The 16,196-nt window shown below is 60.5% G+C and carries 13 protein-coding genes; 9 read left to right on the top strand and 4 right to left on the bottom strand.

Annotated elements, in window-relative coordinates:
- Positions 1-9: 9 nt before the first annotated feature.
- Positions 10-1,374 carry an MFS transporter gene (locus AC1Q9F_RS04865; protein ID WP_492618791.1) on the top strand — a complete coding sequence of 455 codons (1,365 nt, stop codon included), beginning with the start codon at positions 10-12 and terminating at the stop codon, positions 1,372-1,374.
- A gap of 10 nt (positions 1,375-1,384) precedes the next feature.
- Here the strand turns inward: AC1Q9F_RS04865 and AC1Q9F_RS04860 are convergent, their stop codons facing one another.
- Together AC1Q9F_RS04860 and AC1Q9F_RS04855 are read right to left on the bottom strand one after the other, a co-directional pair.
- Positions 1,385-2,260 (bottom strand): LysR substrate-binding domain-containing protein, encoded by an 876-nt coding sequence (locus AC1Q9F_RS04860; RefSeq protein ID WP_492618792.1) that lies wholly within the window; start codon positions 2,258-2,260, stop codon positions 1,385-1,387.
- Between the two features lie 202 nt (positions 2,261-2,462).
- Positions 2,463-3,641, bottom strand: coding sequence for a hypothetical protein (locus AC1Q9F_RS04855; RefSeq protein ID WP_492618793.1), 1,179 nt, complete (start codon positions 3,639-3,641; stop codon positions 2,463-2,465).
- 185 nt (positions 3,642-3,826) lie between these two features.
- Between AC1Q9F_RS04855 and AC1Q9F_RS04850 the strand changes: the two genes are divergently transcribed.
- The 6 genes from AC1Q9F_RS04850 to AC1Q9F_RS04825 all read left to right on the top strand — a co-directional run bounded on the left by AC1Q9F_RS04850 (position 3,827) and on the right by AC1Q9F_RS04825 (position 11,427).
- On the top strand, positions 3,827-4,759 hold the full coding sequence (locus AC1Q9F_RS04850; RefSeq protein ID WP_085711383.1) for a LysR substrate-binding domain-containing protein: 933 nt from the start codon (positions 3,827-3,829) through the stop codon (positions 4,757-4,759).
- A gap of 107 nt (positions 4,760-4,866) precedes the next feature.
- Entirely contained in the window at positions 4,867-6,291 is a 1,425-nt protein-coding gene (aldA, locus tag AC1Q9F_RS04845) for an aldehyde dehydrogenase (protein WP_207986230.1), read from the top strand.
- Between the two features lie 82 nt (positions 6,292-6,373).
- Complete coding sequence (locus AC1Q9F_RS04840; RefSeq protein WP_492618794.1) at positions 6,374-7,693, top strand: MFS transporter; 1,320 nt, start codon at positions 6,374-6,376, stop codon at positions 7,691-7,693.
- A 1-nt stretch (position 7,694) separates the two neighbouring features.
- On the top strand, positions 7,695-8,912 hold the full coding sequence (locus AC1Q9F_RS04835) for a mandelate racemase/muconate lactonizing enzyme family protein (RefSeq protein WP_230731368.1): 1,218 nt from the start codon (positions 7,695-7,697) through the stop codon (positions 8,910-8,912).
- A gap of 174 nt (positions 8,913-9,086) precedes the next feature.
- Complete coding sequence (locus AC1Q9F_RS04830) at positions 9,087-10,700, top strand: GMC family oxidoreductase (protein WP_492618795.1); 1,614 nt, start codon at positions 9,087-9,089, stop codon at positions 10,698-10,700.
- A gap of 121 nt (positions 10,701-10,821) precedes the next feature.
- Positions 10,822-11,427, top strand: coding sequence for a DUF6338 family protein (locus AC1Q9F_RS04825; RefSeq protein WP_492618796.1), 606 nt, complete (start codon positions 10,822-10,824; stop codon positions 11,425-11,427).
- Positions 11,428-11,569: 142 nt separating this feature from the next.
- On the opposite strand, the gene AC1Q9F_RS04820 is transcribed toward AC1Q9F_RS04825, so the two are convergent.
- Positions 11,570-12,469, bottom strand: a complete 900-nt coding sequence (locus AC1Q9F_RS04820) for a LysR family transcriptional regulator (protein WP_064379392.1) — start codon at positions 12,467-12,469, stop codon at positions 11,570-11,572.
- 126 nt (positions 12,470-12,595) lie between these two features.
- Between AC1Q9F_RS04820 and AC1Q9F_RS04815 the strand changes: the two genes are divergently transcribed.
- Together AC1Q9F_RS04815 and AC1Q9F_RS04810 are read left to right on the top strand one after the other, a co-directional pair.
- Entirely contained in the window at positions 12,596-13,963 is a 1,368-nt protein-coding gene (locus AC1Q9F_RS04815) for an MFS transporter (protein WP_207983045.1), read from the top strand.
- Between the two features lie 24 nt (positions 13,964-13,987).
- Positions 13,988-15,262: a glucarate dehydratase family protein gene (locus AC1Q9F_RS04810; RefSeq protein ID WP_207983044.1), complete on the top strand. Its 1,275-nt coding sequence runs from the start codon at positions 13,988-13,990 to the stop codon at positions 15,260-15,262.
- 42 nt (positions 15,263-15,304) lie between these two features.
- On the opposite strand, the gene AC1Q9F_RS04805 is transcribed toward AC1Q9F_RS04810, so the two are convergent.
- A complete protein-coding gene (locus AC1Q9F_RS04805; protein ID WP_085690249.1) occupies positions 15,305-16,189 on the bottom strand; it encodes a LysR substrate-binding domain-containing protein in 885 nt (294 codons plus the stop codon).
- Positions 16,190-16,196: the final 7 nt, after the last annotated feature.

Below are 16,196 nucleotides of genomic sequence, written 5' to 3'. Positions count from 1 at the left end.
GAGACGAACATGTCCGCTCAACCCGTAAAGATCGATGACCTGCCCATCGGGCGCTTCCATATCAAGATCGCTGGCCTGACCTTCGGCGCGCACTTCACCGACGGCTATATCCTTGGCCTGATCGGCATCGCGTTCACCTTGCTCAGCCCGCAGATGCAGCTCGATGCGTTCTGGCAGGGCCTGATCGGCGCGTCGGCGCTGATCGGTCTGTTTCTCGGCAGTCTGTTTTTCGGCTGGATCTCGGACAAGGTCGGCCGGCAGAAAATCTTCCTGGTCAGTTTTGTGCTGATCACGATCGCTTCGGTGATGCAGTTCTACGTCGAAACCGCCATGAGCCTGTTTCTCTGCCGGGTGCTGATCGGCATCGGCCTGGGCGGCGATTTCAGCGTCGGCCACGCGATGCTTGCCGAGTTCGCACCGAAGAAACATCGCGGCGTTTTGCTGGGTTCGTTCAGCGTGATCTGGACCTTCGGTTACGTCGCAGCGACCTTTGTCGGCACCGCCATGCTCAGCCTCGGTGACGATGCCTGGCGCTGGATGCTGGCGTCGTCGGCGATCCCCGCCGCGTTGATTCTGATCGCGCGGATCGGCACGCCGGAATCACCGCGCTGGCTGGTCAATCAGGGCCGGGTGGCCGAAGCCCGTGCCATCGTCAAAAAACATCTGGGCGACAACGTCGAGCTGGATGAAACCCGCTCCACGGAAACCCGTTCGGGCTACGCGGTGCTGTTCAGCCGTGAATACCGTAAGCGCACGGCATTCAACTGCCTGTTCTTCGTCTGCATTGTCATGCCGTACTTCGCCATCTACACCTTTCTGCCGTCGATCCTGCAGAAGATGGGCCTGGCCGAGGGTTTTGGCACCGAACTGATGCTCAACATGCTGCTGATCCTCGGCGCACTGATCGGCATCTGGTGCACGATCAAGTTCACCCGGCGCGGGTTCCTGATCAACTCGTTCATCATTCTGGCGGTGGCGCTGTTTCTGCTGGCGGTGTTGCCGGGCAGCGCGGCGTGGCTGATGGTGCTGGTGTTCGGCGTGTTCACGCTGGTGCTGTCGGCGGTGAGCAATCTGGTCGGCGTGTTCCCGGCGGAAAGCTTCCCGACGGAAGTGCGGGCCAGCGGGATTGGTCTGGCGACGGCGGTCAGTCGTCTGGGTTCGGCGGTCAGTACGTTCCTGTTGCCGGTGAGTGTGGCGGGGATTGGTCTGAGCCCGACGATGGGGATTCTTGCGGCGATTCTGGGGATTGGCGCGTTGTTGTCGTGGGCGTGGGCGCCGGAGACCAAATCGTTGACGTTGAGCCAGGCGTGCAAGGCGCAGAGTCCGGTGGAAGTCGCGGTAGGGACGGTCGGGAAAGTCGCTACCCCCGTCTGATGAGTGCAGGTCAGGGGTTGCTGACAACCCCTAGCCACTCGGTAAACAGCTTCACCTTCGACAACCCCTGCTTGTCATTCGCCACATCCAGCCAATAGCCATAAGGGCCGATCACCTCAGTCGGGGTGATCGGCAGCAGGCTGCCGTTGGCCAGTTCCTTTTCGATCATCTGCCGGTCGATCACCGCCAGACCGCCGCCGGCCAGTGCGGTGTGGATCACTTGATCCAGGGTGCTGAATTCCAGCCCTTGCCCGGCATCGATGTCATCCCGGCCCATGGCGGCCAGCCAGTTTTCCCACACCTTCAAACGCTTGCCGTCGTGCAGGATGTGCAGCAGCGGAAACTGCCGGAGGTCCGGTGGTTGATCGCCGTTGAAAAGCTCCGGGCTGGCCACTGCAATGTGTCGTTCCATTACCAGCAATTGACTGACGCAGTGGGGCGCTGCAGTGAGGCCGAAGCGGATGTGGCAATCGACTTCCGTAAGGCTGTCGTGGCCGATCTGGTTGGTCACGCTGAGGTTGATGTCCGGATAGCGCTGACAGAATGCGCGCAGGTGTGGCGACAGCCAACGGGTGGCCCAGGTCGGAGGAGCCAGTACTTTCAGGCGCTGGCGCAGATTGGGCACGCGCACGGCTTGCAGGGAGCGTTCGATGTGGTCGAAGGCTTCGGCCAGATGCGGGGAGAGATTGCTGCCGGCTTCGGTCAGCGACAGGCCTTGAGGCGTGCGCACGAACAGCGCCACGCCGAGGTAGTCTTCAAGCTGTTTGATCTGGCGACTGACCGCGCCCTGGGTGACGTTCAGCCCGATGGCGGCCTGGCTGAAACTGCGATGGCGGGCGACTTCTTCGAACACGCGCAGGGTGTTGAGCGAGGGCAGTTGACGCATGGAGGCGGGACTCCGGAGCAGGCGGTTTATTGTTGTTTTGAGATGGGCCTATCTGACTATCGGTGATGGGCGGATGCAAGCGTTGTTTGGGCAGACGCATTCGCGAGCAAGCTCGCTCCCACAAGTTCTGTGTACGACACAAATCCACTGTGGGAGCGAGCTTGCTCGCGAAAGCAATTTGAAGGGCGATAACGAAGCTGGATCAGAAGTAGTAACCGACGTTCACATATAACTGGTTCTCCCACTGATCCAGCCCACCCGCGCCAAGGCTCTGGGTGTAGCTGCTGCCGCCGATATACGGATCGTTCTTGCCGAACAGCCATTCCGTGGCAACCCACAATTTACTCACGGAAAACGAGGTACCAAGGATCATCCGCTCAGACGTCTTGAAGCCGCTGGCAGACTTGTCGAACGCGCTGTAGTTGGCGTACAGCTTGATCCCGCTGATCTGGTCAAACAGGTATTTGCCGCCGACGTCGTAGCTCAGGTCAGCCACGTACAGATTGCCGCGACTGGCCACGTTGTAAGTGCCGTCGTATCCACCGAGGGTCACCAGTTCATCGGTGCCGGCATTGCGTGGCGACATCTGCTGCCGCGCCGCCTGCAACTGCACGCCCCACGGGCCGTTCTTGCCCAGGTAATGCACGGCCACGGCGTTGCGTCGGCCGTCATTGTTCGTGTCCTTGTTCTCGAGGGTCGAGGTCAGGCCGGAGATCCCGACTTCTGACTTCCACGACCCGAGATCCAGCGACCTGGCCACCCGCAGCACCACGGTGTTGCGTTCCTGGTTGTCACTTCCGTCGGCCACATAACTGTCGGCGCCCGACACGACGCTGGAATATGTCACGCCTTTGCTGGTGCCTTTGCCTTGCCACGCCGGACGCAGGTAATAACCGGCCTGAAGGTTCCAGTCGCCGCTTTGCTGGATGTACTTGGCGCCGACCTGTTGCACGTCTTCCAGACCGATGACGTTGCCCAGGGTTTCGTAGAAGGTGCTGCCGAAGTACGGCTGCAGGCCGAACGGCACAGTGTTCAGGCCCACTTGCACCTGCTGGTCCGGGTTGAACTTGTAGCCGACCCACGCGAACTTGGCGAAGCGGATATCGCCGTAGTCCTTGGTGTATTGGTACGGGTAGGAGCGACCGTAGAAGCGGTATTGCGCTTCGCCGATCCACGTGTCGGAGTTGTACTTGGCGCTGAGGAACACCGTGTCGAGGCCGAACTTCTGGATGTCGCGATCCGGGTCCACGTCCCAACGGGCACGAATGGCGCCGCCAAGGTCGAGATTGTCGGTGACCTGGACCGCCATGGCCGGAGCGGCAATGCTGCAGAACAGAGCGATGGAGGTGGTGCGCAGGCGCAAAGATGCAGGGAAGGGCATGGAGCGGCTCTCGATTGTTTTTATTAGAGATGCCGCGCAGTTTTGCGATCTGCGGGATGTTGAACAAACGATAAAAACGGTGGGGAAACCTGCATCGAATGCATGTTACTCGGAAAATCCTGTAGGACAATTCGCCAGCATCGTGGGATGCTTTGCACCTTGTCAGTGGTTTTCGAGTGCCTTGTATGAAACGCAAAATGCCCGGCCTGAATGCACTCAAAGCATTCGAAGTGGCCGGCAGCACCGGCAGCTTCACCCGCGCCGCCGAGTTGCTCAACGTCACCCAGAGCGCGGTCAGCCGTCAGGTGCGGCAACTGGAAGAGCAGCTCGGCGAGAGCCTGCTGGAACGCCGCCATCACCATCTCGAACTGACCGGTGCCGGCAAGATTCTGCTGCGGGCGCTGCATCAGTCGTTCGACAAGATCGAGCTGACGGTGCGTAGCATCCAGCAGAAAACCCACGCCAACCGTCTGCACATCAATGCGCCGCCGACCTTTACCAGCCGCTGGCTGATGCCACGTTTGGGGCGCTTGCGCGAACAGCATCCGGAACTGGAACTGAGCATCACCACCCGTTTGCAGGACAGCCTCGCGGAAACCAGCACCCTCGATTGCGCGATCCGTTTTGGCGACGGCGAGTGGGACGGGCTCGACAGTTCATTGCTGATTCAGGAACGTCATATCGCGGTGTGCGCGCCGACCCTGTATGCGCGGGAGGGCGGCGATCAGGGTATCGACCTCAATCGCCTGACCTTGCTGCATGTGCTGGCTCGCGAGGATCAGCGTTACCTGACCTGGAAACACTGGCTCGACGCGGCGCGCATCAGCGGGGTCGATACCCAGGGCGGTTATGAATTCGACCTGCTGGACCTGGCGATTCAGGCGGCGGTCGATGGTCTGGGGATTACCATTGCCGACTGGCACATGGTCGCCTCGGAGTTGGCCAGCGGGCAGTTGACCCAGGTGCACAATGTCCACGTCGAAGGGCACCAGTCCTACTGGCTGGTGACCCGCCCGGAGCAGACTCAGATGCCGCAATTGCAGGCGTTCAGTCAGTGGTTGCAGGAAGAAATCTGGCTGGCGCAGCGCCAGCTTGAGCCCTCGAAGGCGATTTTCTGAGTAACGTGCTTTTTTCGAATGTTTGATCGCCGGATAAATCGTTTGTTGAACCTGCTGTCGATGACAAGACTGGCGGCATCGATAAAAACAAACGATGGGCGATGCACATGCGAGTCGAGCGAAATTTTGTTAACGGCCACTTCATCGAGCCGGCCAGCGCGGCGCTGATCGCGGTCTACAACCCGGCCACCGAAGCGTTGATCGGCCAGGTGTCGGCCGCCACTGCCGAAGAGGCCACGGCGGCAGTCGACGCCGCCGCCAAGGCGCAAAAAACCTGGGGCAAACTCACCAGCATCGAACGCGCCGAGCACCTGCGAGCGTTTGCGGCGGCCCTTGAAGATCGCGCCGAAGCCATCGGCGCCGCACTGGCCGCTGAATCCGGCAAGAGCGTGAGCGACGCCAGCAACGAAGCCCGTTATGCCGCGCAGATCACCCGTTACCACGCTGAATGGGCGCGCCGTATCGAAGGCGAGATCATTCCCAGCGACAGCCCCGACGAAAACCTGTTCCTGCACCGCGAGCCGATTGGCGTGGTCGCGTGCCTGATTCCATTCAACTACCCGGTCTACACCCTGTTGCGCAAAATCGCTCCGGCGCTGATTGCCGGTAACACCGTGGTGGTGCGTCCGAGCAACAACACTCCGACTTCGGCATTCGAAATCGCCAAAGCCGTGGAGCAATCGGGCATGCCGGCCGGTGTGATCAACATCCTGACCATGGATCACGCCACCGCCGCCGCCGTGTGCACCCATAAAGCCGTGGGCCTGATCACCCTGACCGGCAGCGTGAACGCCGGGCGCATCGTCCTCGACTACTGCAAGGCCAACATCGCCAAGCCGTCGCTGGAGCTGGGCGGCAAGACTCCGGCAATAATTGAAGCCGACGCTGATCTTGAAGCCGCTGCGAGCGCAATCATCGCCTCCAAGACCACCCATTGCGGCCAGTTGTGCACGGCGGTGGAGCGGGTCTACGTGCAGGAAAGCGTCTACGACCGTTTCCTCGCATTGCTCAAAGCGAAGATCGCCGCCGTGAAGTTCGGTGACCGCGCCACAGACGCCAGCCTGATGGGTCCGCTAGTCAACGCCAGTTCGCAGAAGAACATCCACGCCATGGTCGAGCGCGCAATTGCCGACGGCGCCGTCCTCGAAAGCGGCGGTGTGCTGCCCGAGGGGGCGGGGCATTTCTACCCGCCAACGCTGCTCAGCGGTTGCCGTCAGGACATGGAAATCGTCCAGGAAGAAATCTTCGGCCCGGTGCTGCCGGTGCTCAAGTACCGCGACATCGACGAAGCGCTGGCCATGGCCAACGACCACCAGTTCGGCTTGTCGTCGGTGCTCTATACCGAGAATTACCGCACCGCGCAGAAAGTCGCCAACGCCATCGAAGCCGGCGAGTTGTACGTCAATCGCACCCCGGCCGATCCGTATCAGGGTTACCACGCCGGCTGGAAACGCTCGGGCCTGGGCGGCGATGACGGCAAGCACGGCATGCTCGAATTCACCCAGACCCGACTCGTGGTCATGAAGTACTGATCCACCGCATCACGCCTCACGCTACACCTATAAAAACAATTATCAGGGGCGCCCGGAGCACGGGTCGCCCGAGGTCACTTCAATGTCCAAGCATGCATCCTCTGCTGCCGCTGTTCAGGGTTCCAACTCGGCTTCGAAAAGCCGGAGCGACAAGGGAAGTCGCTATTTCCAACTGATGTTGCTGGTGCTCGCCGCCGGTGCGATCTACCCGATTCTGTACCTGCGCCAGGTCTATCAGACCACCATGCTCGAGGTGTTCCAGATCAACCACAGCGAGCTCGGTTATCTGTACTCGATGCTCGGGACGATTTTCCTGCTCAGCTACTTGCCGAGCGGCTGGCTGGCCGACCGTATCGCGCCGCGTTTCCTGATTTTCTTCTCGCTGGTGGCCACCGGCGTGCTGGGCCTGTGGTACTCGACCGCGCCATCGATGACCGGGCTGATGATCATCTTCGGTTGCTGGGGTCTGACCACCGGGCTGACGTTCTGGGCCTCGGTGCTCAAGCGCGTGAAGATGATTGCCCATCACACCGAGCAGGGCCGGTTCTTCGGCATTCTCGATGGCGGTCGCGGACTGGTCGAAGCGCTGTTGGCAACGGTTGCGCTGGGGCTGTTCGCCTACGCCACCGAAACCCGTGGCGAGTCCACCGCCGAAGGTTTCAAACACGTGGTTTACCTCTACGCCTTCACCTGTATCGCCATCGGTTGTGTGCTGGTGCTGATCAAGGACCCGAAGTCGATGGAAGACACGCCGCCGGTGGAGAAGGGCAAGTTCAACCTGTTCAATGATCTGGCAACGTTGGTGAAGATCCCTGAACTGTGGCTGGTCACCGCGATCGTGTTTTGCGGTTATCACATCTTCTGGGCCACCTACAGTTTCTCGGACTACCTGCAAGGCAGCGGCCTGACCGCCGTCATGGCCGGCACCATCACCACCATCAAACTGTGGATGCGCCCGATCGGCGGCATCGGCGGCGGCTGGCTGGGGGACAAGTTCTCGAACATCTCGGTGCTGATCGTCGCGCTGTTGCTGGCGAGTCTGGCGATTGTCGGCCTGATCGTGTTCCCGGCACTCAACAGCATGGGACTGCTGATCGCGACAGTGATTTTCATCGGCCTGATGACCTACGCGATTCGCGGTCTGTACTGGGCGATCCTCGACAGTTGCAACATTCCGCTGCGCATCACCGGACTGGCCATCGGCATCGTCTCGGTGGTCGGTTACATGCCGGATGCTTTTATCCCGTTGATCAACGGCTACCTCACTGAGCATTTCCCCGGCGCCCTCGGCTACGAACTCTATTTCGGCTACATCGCTGCTATCGGACTGATCGGCACCCTGGCTGCCGTGACCCTGCGTGCCCGGATCAATCGCAAATCTTTGAAAAAGACAGGTGCCTGAGATGAAAATCGTCGCCCTTGAAACCCATATCGTCGCCGTACCGCCACCGCACATCGGCGGCATGTACTGGCTGTTCGTCAAGCTCAAGACCGACTGCGGCATCGAAGGTGTCGGCGAAATCTACGCCGCGACCTTCGGCCCCAAAGCCATGCTGCCGATTATCGAAGACGTGTTCGAACGCTACCTGTTGAATCAGGACCCGCACCACATCGAGCGCTTCTTCCGTCAGGCCTATTCGAGCGGTTTCACCCAGCGTCCCGACCTGACCATGATGGGCGTGGTCAGCGGTCTGGAAATGGCTTGCTGGGACATCATCGGCAAGGCTGCGAACAAGCCGGTCTACGAACTGCTCGGCGGCAAGGTTCACGAACGCCTGCGCTCCTACACCTATCTGTACCCGGTCAACAGCCGTGGCGAGTACGACTACGACGACCCGGACCTGGCCGCCGAGTGCGCGATTGAAAACATGAACAAAGGCTTCACTGCCGTGAAGTTTGATCCAGCCGGGCCGTACACCGCGTACTCCGGGCATCAGATCTCGCTGGAAGTGCTGGAGCGCTGCGAAACCTTCTGCCGCAAGATCCGCGAAGCGGTGGGCAACAAGTGCGATCTGCTGTTCGGCACCCACGGGCAAATGGTGCCGTCTTCGGCGATTCGCCTGGCCAAGCGCCTGGAGAAGTACGACCCGCTGTGGTTCGAGGAACCAGTGCCGCCGGGCCAGGAAGAGGCCATGGCGCAGGTCGCGGCCAAGACCAGCATTCCGATCGCCACCGGTGAGCGCCTGACCACCAAGTACGAATTCTTCAAGCTGTTGCAGGCCGGCGGTGCGTCGATTCTGCAGATGAACGTGGCGCGCTGCGGCGGCCTGCTCGAAGGCAAGAAGATCGCCAGCATGGCCGAGGCCTATTACGCGCAAATCGCTCCGCATCTGTACAACGGGCCGATTGGTGCAGCGGCGAGTTTCCAGCTTGCGGCCTGCACGCCGAACTTCCTGATCCAGGAAAGCATCGAGACCTGGGGCGGCTTCCACGCCGAAGTCCTGAAGAAACCGCTGCAGTGGGAGGACGGCTACATCATTCCGTCCACCGAGCCGGGCCTGGGCGTGGAGCTGAACATGGACGTGGTGCGCAAGCATTCGCCGTACACCGGTTCACGTCTGCATCTGCAAATGGCCCCGACCCCGGCCGACGTCAAAGACACATCGCCGGCCAAGGGCTGACGAGGTTTTTAACCCAACCGCAAGACCTGTGGGAGCGAGCTCGCTCGCGATAGCGTCAGTTCAGTCAGCATCGATGTTGAATGCGGCACCGCAATCGCGAGCAAGCTCGCTCCCACAAGGATAGTGCCTGGCTGACAGGCATTCTTTGTACAACGACTTACGCGGTAACCGTGCATGACATACGACTACATCATCGCTGGCGCAGGCGCCGCTGGCTGCGTGCTGGCCAACCGGCTTTCGGCCTCGGGCCAACACACGGTGCTGCTGCTGGAGGCGGGCGGCAAGGACAGTTCCCTGTGGTTCAAGATCCCGGTCGGCTTCGCCAAAATGTATTACAACCCGACCTTCAACTGGATGTACTACAGCCAGCCGCAGAAGCAGTTGGGCAATCGCGAAATCTACGCCCCGCGCGGCAAGGTCCAAGGCGGTTCGGGCTCGATCAACGCGATGATCTACGTGCGTGGTCAGGCCCATGACTTCAATGACTGGGCGGCCAACGGCAACGACGGTTGGGGCTTCAAGGAAGTGCTGCCGTACTTCCGCAAACTGGAAAACCATCCGCTGGGCGACAGCGAATATCACGGCGGCAGCGGCCCGATCAGCATCACCCCGATGGCCGGCCAGACGCACCCGATCTGCGACGTGTTCCTCAAGGGCTGCGACGAACTCGGCTACCCTCGCAGTGACGATTTCAACGGGCCGAAATTCGAAGGCGCGGGCATCTATGACGTCAACACTCGCAACGGTCAACGCAGCTCCAGCAGCTTCGCCCATTTGCACCCGGCGCTGAGCCGGCCAAACCTGACGGTCGAGCATTACGCGCTGGTTGATCGAGTGCTGTTCGATGAGACTCAACAGCGCGCCACTGGCATCTCCATCACCCAGCATGGTGTGGCGCGGACCTTCACGGCGCGCAAGGAAGTGATTCTATGCGCTGGTGCCGTCGACACGCCGAAGATCCTGCAATTGTCCGGCGTGGCCGATCGCGCCTTGTTGGCCAAGCATCAGATTCCGGTGGTGAAACACCTGCCGGCAGTGGGGCAGAACCTGCAGGATCACCTGTGCGTCAGCTACTACTACAAGGCCAATATCCCGACCCTGAACGATGAGCTGAGCTCGCTGTTCGGCCAGTTCAAGCTCGGCGTGAAATATCTGCTGACCCGCAAGGGCGCGCTGGCGATGAGCGTCAATCAAGCCGGCGGATTCTTCCGAGGCAACGCGGAGCAGAGCCATCCGAACCTGCAGTTATATTTCAACCCACTGTCTTACCAGATTCCGAAAAACAACAAGGCCAGCCTCAAGCCCGAGCCGTATTCAGGCTTCCTGCTGTGCTTCAATCCGTGCCGCCCGACCAGTCGCGGGCACATCACGATTGCCTCAAAAAATCCCCGTGATGCGGCGTTGATCGATCCGAACTATCTGAGCACGCAAAAGGACATCGACGAGGTCATCCAGGGCAGTCGCCTGATGCGCAAGATCATGGGCGCTCCTTCATTGAAAGGCATCACGGTCGATGAAGTCTTGCCGGGACCGGCAGTGGAAACCGACGAGCAAATGTTGCAGTACTTCCGTGACAACTGCGGTTCGATCTATCACCTGTGCGGCTCCTGCGCGATGGGTGCAGACGAGCAGACGTCGGTGGTCGACAAGCGTCTCAAGGTGCATGGCCTCGACGGATTACGGATCGTCGATGCGTCGATCTTCCCCAACGTGACATCGGGTAACACCCATGCGGCGGTGCTGATGGTGGCGGAGAAGGGCGCGGATCTGATTCTGCAGGATGCGTAATGCGCGGTGACAGTTGATCGCAAGCGTCTTTCCAGCGTGCACTAGGCTTCGAATGCCGGCTCATTACGGGCCGGCATTGCTGTTTCTGGAGGATTGTTTTTGATTCAAGGAGCGACCGGTCATGGATGATCTGGTGAAAGAAGTGATTCCGTTGTTGCAGTACCTGATCCCGGGGTTTGTCTCGGCCTGGATTTTCTACACCCTGACGGCGTTCAAGCGGCCGGATACGTTCGGGCAGATTGTGCAGGCGTTGATTTTCACGTTTGTGACTCACGGGGTGGTGTTGGGGGTTGGAGCGGTTTGTGTGTGGGTGGGGGAGAAAGGGTTTTCTGTAGGGAAGTGGGATGCGAAGGCGGAGGCTTGTTGGGCATTTTCTACTTCGTTGCTGCTGGGGTTGATGGCTTGTTGTCTGGCAACCAATGGCAAATTGCATAGGTGGTTGCGCAGTAGAAACGTAACGAAACAATCTTCCTATCCCAGTGAATGGTTCTGCGCTTTCGCTCAATATGATCGATTCATCACCCTTCATCTGGAGGATGAAAGGCGCGTTCTAGGCTGGCCAGTCGAGTGGCCACCGGAGTCGAACACAGGGCAGTTTTTGATGAGGTTTCCACGCTGGCTCAACGAAGATGGCAAATTGGATCCTATTGGCGCCGAATTTTTGCTGATAGATTCCGCGAAGGTTAAATGGGTTGAATTCAGCCCGGCATCAGAGGGTTCATCATGACCGCCAGAGCACCGCAACCAATGCCACAACATCTGGAGCGACTTTTCGTAGGGCCCGACGGGAAGCTGTTGGAGAAACCATTGATCACGGGCCCAAAGGCCCCCCCACCGCTGAAGTACCCCCCATCACCGCGAGCCCGCTACTAACCCCATCCATCCTTCACCGCCCGGCGAATGCCCTCCAGCAACATCGCAAACGCCGGGTTGTCGTTGTTCTCCCGCCAGATCAGATGCAGTTCGCTCTGCACCCCTTCGCCCAGATCGATCTCGCGAAACACCACATTCCTGAAAACCACACTGGTCGCGCAACGCGGCACCAGTGCCAGCCCCATGCCCGCATTGACCAGCGCCAGAATCGTCAACGAAGAACCCAGCCACTGCACGTAATCCGGAGCGACCCGGGCCGAACGCAGCATACCGGTGAGCAATTCGTTGAACGGCGGATAGGCGGCGTGGGAATACATCAGGAACGGCTGCCCATCCAGGTCCTTCACTGACACGTCGTCGGCCTCGGCCAGTCGATGCCCACTCGGCACCGCCAGCACAAACGGCTCACGCACCAGGCATTCGGTGGCGTAACCCGGTTCCAGCAACGGCGCGCGGACGATACCCAGGTCGATGCGTCGGGCGCGCAAGGCTTCGTGTTGCTGGTAGGTGTTCATTTCGGTCAGGTCGATCTTCACCTGCGGCTGCTTGAGGCGCGCCTCGGCGATGACCTTGGGTAAGAACTCATACACCGCGCTGCCGACAAAACTGATGTTCACCGAGCCGATATCGCCCTCGGCAAAACGCCGGGCGGTGACGGCGGCCTGTTGCGCGCGTTCGAGCAGATTCTGCGCCTCAATGAAGAATGCGCGACCAGCGGCAGTGAGTGCCACGCTGCGTGTGCTGCGGGTGAACAGTTCGACGCCCAGATGATGTTCCAGCAACTGGATCTGCCGGCTCAGTGGCGGCTGGGTCATGTTCAACCGCTCGGCGGCACGCCGGAAGTTGAGCTCGGTGGCGACGGTGGTGAAGCAGCGCAGTTGGGTGAGTTCGAACATTGATCTAATCCAGGTATCAATCGAATGCCAAGTTAGATTAGACGGGATCAATTGCCCCGTCCATGATCGTTCTACGCCTCAAAGGCCACCGCTATCCCTACAAAAACAAAGATCGGGAGTCGCCCCTTGAATACCCTCCAGAGTCCGCCGGATATCACGGTACTCGCCCGCGCCGCCGCCAAGGTCAAGCGCCATGTGCTGCCGTTGTTCGTGGTGATGTTCATCGTCAACTACATCGACCGGGTCAACATCGGCTTCGTGCGCAGTCATCTGGAAACCGATCTGGGTATCGGCGCTGCTGCCTATGGCCTTGGCGCCGGTCTGTTTTTCATCGGTTACGCCTTGTTTGAAGTGCCGTCCAACATGCTTCTGCAACGCTATGGTGCCCGCGCCTGGCTGACACGGATCATGTTCACCTGGGGCGCCGCGGCGATGGCCATGGCGTTCGTCAAGGGTGAAACCAGTTTCTACGTGTTGCGCTTCATTTTGGGTGCCGCCGAAGCCGGGTTCTTTCCGGGGATCATTTATTACTTCACCCAATGGCTGCCGGCCTCTGAACGCGGCAAGACCATGGCGGTGTTTCTCAGCGGTTCGGCAATCGCTTCGGTGATTTCCGGTCCGGTGTCCGGCGCGCTGTTGCACATCAGCGGTCTGGGCATGCACGGCTGGCAGTGGATGTTCCTGATTGAAGGCGCCGCGTCGGTGGTGCTCTGCGGGTTTGTCTGGTTCTGGCTGCAATCCCATCCGCGTCAGGCCAAGTGGCTGAGCGAAGAGGAGCGTGAAGCGCTGGTGGCCGCGATCGCCGAGGAGCAGCGTGCCCGCGAAGCAACCCACGTCGCCAAACCTTCGATGTTCAAACTGCTGGCGGACCGGCAGATCGCGCTGTTCTGCTTCATCTACTTTTCCATCGCCCTGACCATCTACGGCGCCACCTTCTGGCTGCCGAGCATGATCAAGAAAATGGGCAACCTCGGCGACTTCCAGGTCGGGCTGCTCAACTCAGTGCCGTGGATCATTTCCATCGTCGCGATGTACGGCTTTGCGGCGCTGGCGGGCAAATGGAAATTCCAGCAGGCGTGGGTTGCGCTGACCCTGGTGATCGCTGCGTTCGGCATGTTCATGTCCACCACTGGCGGGCCGATTTTCGCCTTCGTCGCCATCTGTTTCGCGGCCATCGGCTTCAAGGCGGCTTCGGCACTGTTCTGGCCGATTCCGCAAAGCTATCTGGATGCCCGTATCGCGGCGGCGGTGATCGCGCTGATCAACTCCATCGGCAACCTCGGCGGCTTCGTTGCGCCGACCGCGTTCGGTTTTCTGGAACAGACCACGGGCTCTATCGAGGGTGGCCTGTATGGCCTGGCCGCGACTTCGCTGGTAGCGGCAGTAGTGATCTTCTTCGCCCGCATGGCGCCCGGCGCCAAAGGCAACACCCCGGCAAAGCCTGAACCCGAAACCGCCGTCGCGCCGACGGCCAGCCCGGTGGCGAGCCACTGATTCCGATTCAACAGGAGCGTCATTTTGAAAATCACTCGCGTCACCGTCACTCCGATCGCTTTCCGTGATCCGCCGCTGCTCAACGCCAGTGGCATCCACGAACCGTTCGCCCTGCGCTCGATCATCGAGATCGAGAGCGACAACGGCTACATCGGCCTCGGCGAAAGCTATGGCGATACCCCGGCGCTGGCGATCCAGCAACAGTTGCAGTCGCAGTTGATCGGTCTCGATCCGTTCAACCTCAATCAACTACGTCGCATCGTTCAGGCGACGGTTGTTGCCAACAAACCGGCCAGTCTGGCGGGTGCCGAACTGGCGCCCGGTTCCCACGCCAGCAAGGCCGTGAGCAACGCGTATTCGGCGTTCGAAGTGGCGTTTCTCGACTTGCAGGCTCGTTACCTGAATGTGCCGTTGGTGGATCTGCTGGGCGGGGCGGTGCGTGATGAGGTGCCGTTCAGCGCCTACCTGTTTTTCAAGTACGCGCAGCACGTCGATTCTCCCTACAAACCGGACAACTGGGGCGAGGCGCTGAACGAACAGCAGATCGTCGCCCAGGCCGCGCGGATGATTGAGACGTACGGTTTCAAGAGCATCAAGCTCAAGGCCGGCACGCTGCCGCCGGAGCACGAAGTGGCGTGCATCAAGGCGCTGAAAAAGGCCTTTCCCGGTTATCCGCTGCGCATCGATCCCAACGGCAACTGGTCGCTGGAAACCTCGATCCGTATGGCCGAGTTGCTGGGTGATGATCTGCAGTATTACGAAGATCCGACCCCGGGCCTCGACGGCATGGCCGAGCTGCACAAACGTACCGGGTTGCCGCTGGCGACCAACATGGTGGTCACCGATTTCGACGAGTTCCGCCGCAGCGTTGCGCTGAACAGCGTGCAGATTGTCCTCGCCGATCACCATTACTGGGGCGGTCTGCGCGATACCCAAACCCTGGCGAAAATGTGTGACACCTTCGGTCTCGGCGTGTCGATGCATTCCAACTCCCACCTGGGCATCAGCCTGATGGCCATGGCTCACGTAGCGGCGGCGGTGCCGAATCTGGACTACGCCTGCGACACCCATTACCCGTGGCAGGAACCGGATGAAGAAGTGATCAAGGGCGGCAAACTGCCGATCGTCGACGGCTGCGTGAAGATCACTCGTGCACCGGGCCTCGGGCTGGAGCTGGATCACGATCAACTGGGCAAGCTGCATGACCAGTACCTGACCTGCGGCATTCGTCAGCGCGATGATGTGCGGCAGATGCAGCGCTATAAGCCGGACTGGAAAGCGCTGAAGCCGCGGTTCTGATCGAGCAAAGCCAGAGGGCGCCAAACGGCGCCCTCTGTTGTTTCAGAGCGTACGCATCAGCCAGTCGCGAAACGCCTTCAGCGACGCCAGCGACTCATTGCGCGCCGGGTACACCAGGTAATAGCTGCGCCGGCTGCTGATCGGTTCGCCCAGTTGCAGCAACTCACCGTTGTGCAGCTCATCCTCCACCAGAATTCTCGGCACCAGCCCGATGCCGATGTTGGCGCGCACCGCCTGGATCAAGTGCGAGGTCATCTCGAAACTCGGGCCGATGCGCATGCTGCGATGGGGCAGGGCGTGATGGCTGAACCACTCGGACCAGGCCTGAGCGTTGCTGCTGACGTTGAGCAGCAGTTGCCCGGCGATGTCCTTGTCGGCCGCGAGACGTTCGGCATCGGACAACTGCGTGCTGGCGATCACCACCAGTTCTTCGGTGTGCAGGCGGTGAGCGGTCAGCCCCGGCCAGTCACCGCCGCCGACGCAAATCGCCGCGTCGATTTCGCTGGTGTCGAAGTCGATGGTTTCGATGCGTGAATGCAGGTGCACGGTCATGCCGGGGTGCGCGGTGTAGAAGTCCTTCAAGCGTGGCAGCAGCCATTTCGAGCCGAAGGTCGGCAGGGTCGCCAGGCGCAAACTGTGGATGCCCGAGCCAAACGCCATGGCCTGCAACGTCGCGCTGCGGATCTGGCCGAGGGCCTCGGACAGTTCGCGCTGATACATGCGCCCGACGTCGGTGAGGATCACCCGCCGGCCTTCGCGGCTGAACAGGCGCATGCCGAGCATCTTTTCCAGAATCTGCACCTGCCGGCTGACCGCGCTTTGGGTCAGCGACAGTTCGTGGGCGGCGCGGGTGTAGCTTTCATGGCGTGCGGCGGCTTCAAACGCCAGCAGCAACGACATCGAGGGAGTGAGGGTTCGCGGATTCATTCGTTTT

This window comes from Pseudomonas sp. GW823-FHT04A03 (assembly GCF_058796615.1).
Note: the sequence above shows the minus strand (reverse complement) of the source record. Positions and strands in the feature narration are given on the sequence as shown.

Bases quoted from the DNA above. Each gene is read 5' to 3' on its own strand.
- AC1Q9F_RS04860 (WP_492618792.1), bottom strand. From the start codon at position 2,260: ATGCGTCAACTGCCCTCGCTCAACACCCTGCGCGTGTTCGAAGAAGTC.
- AC1Q9F_RS04855 (WP_492618793.1), bottom strand. From the start codon at position 3,641: ATGCCCTTCCCTGCATCTTTGCGCCTGCGCACCACCTCCATCGCTCTG.
- AC1Q9F_RS04835 (WP_230731368.1), top strand. From the start codon at position 7,695: ATGAAAATCGTCGCCCTTGAAACCCATATCGTCGCCGTACCGCCACCG.
- AC1Q9F_RS04830 (WP_492618795.1), top strand. From the start codon at position 9,087: ATGACATACGACTACATCATCGCTGGCGCAGGCGCCGCTGGCTGCGTG.
- AC1Q9F_RS04805 (WP_085690249.1), bottom strand. From the start codon at position 16,189: ATGAATCCGCGAACCCTCACTCCCTCGATGTCGTTGCTGCTGGCGTTT.
- AC1Q9F_RS04840 (WP_492618794.1), top strand. From the start codon at position 6,374: ATGTCCAAGCATGCATCCTCTGCTGCCGCTGTTCAGGGTTCCAACTCG.
- AC1Q9F_RS04850 (WP_085711383.1), top strand. From the start codon at position 3,827: ATGAAACGCAAAATGCCCGGCCTGAATGCACTCAAAGCATTCGAAGTG.
- AC1Q9F_RS04865 (WP_492618791.1), top strand. From the start codon at position 10: ATGTCCGCTCAACCCGTAAAGATCGATGACCTGCCCATCGGGCGCTTC.
- AC1Q9F_RS04820 (WP_064379392.1), bottom strand. From the start codon at position 12,469: ATGTTCGAACTCACCCAACTGCGCTGCTTCACCACCGTCGCCACCGAG.
- AC1Q9F_RS04825 (WP_492618796.1), top strand. From the start codon at position 10,822: ATGGATGATCTGGTGAAAGAAGTGATTCCGTTGTTGCAGTACCTGATC.
- aldA (WP_207986230.1), top strand. From the start codon at position 4,867: ATGCGAGTCGAGCGAAATTTTGTTAACGGCCACTTCATCGAGCCGGCC.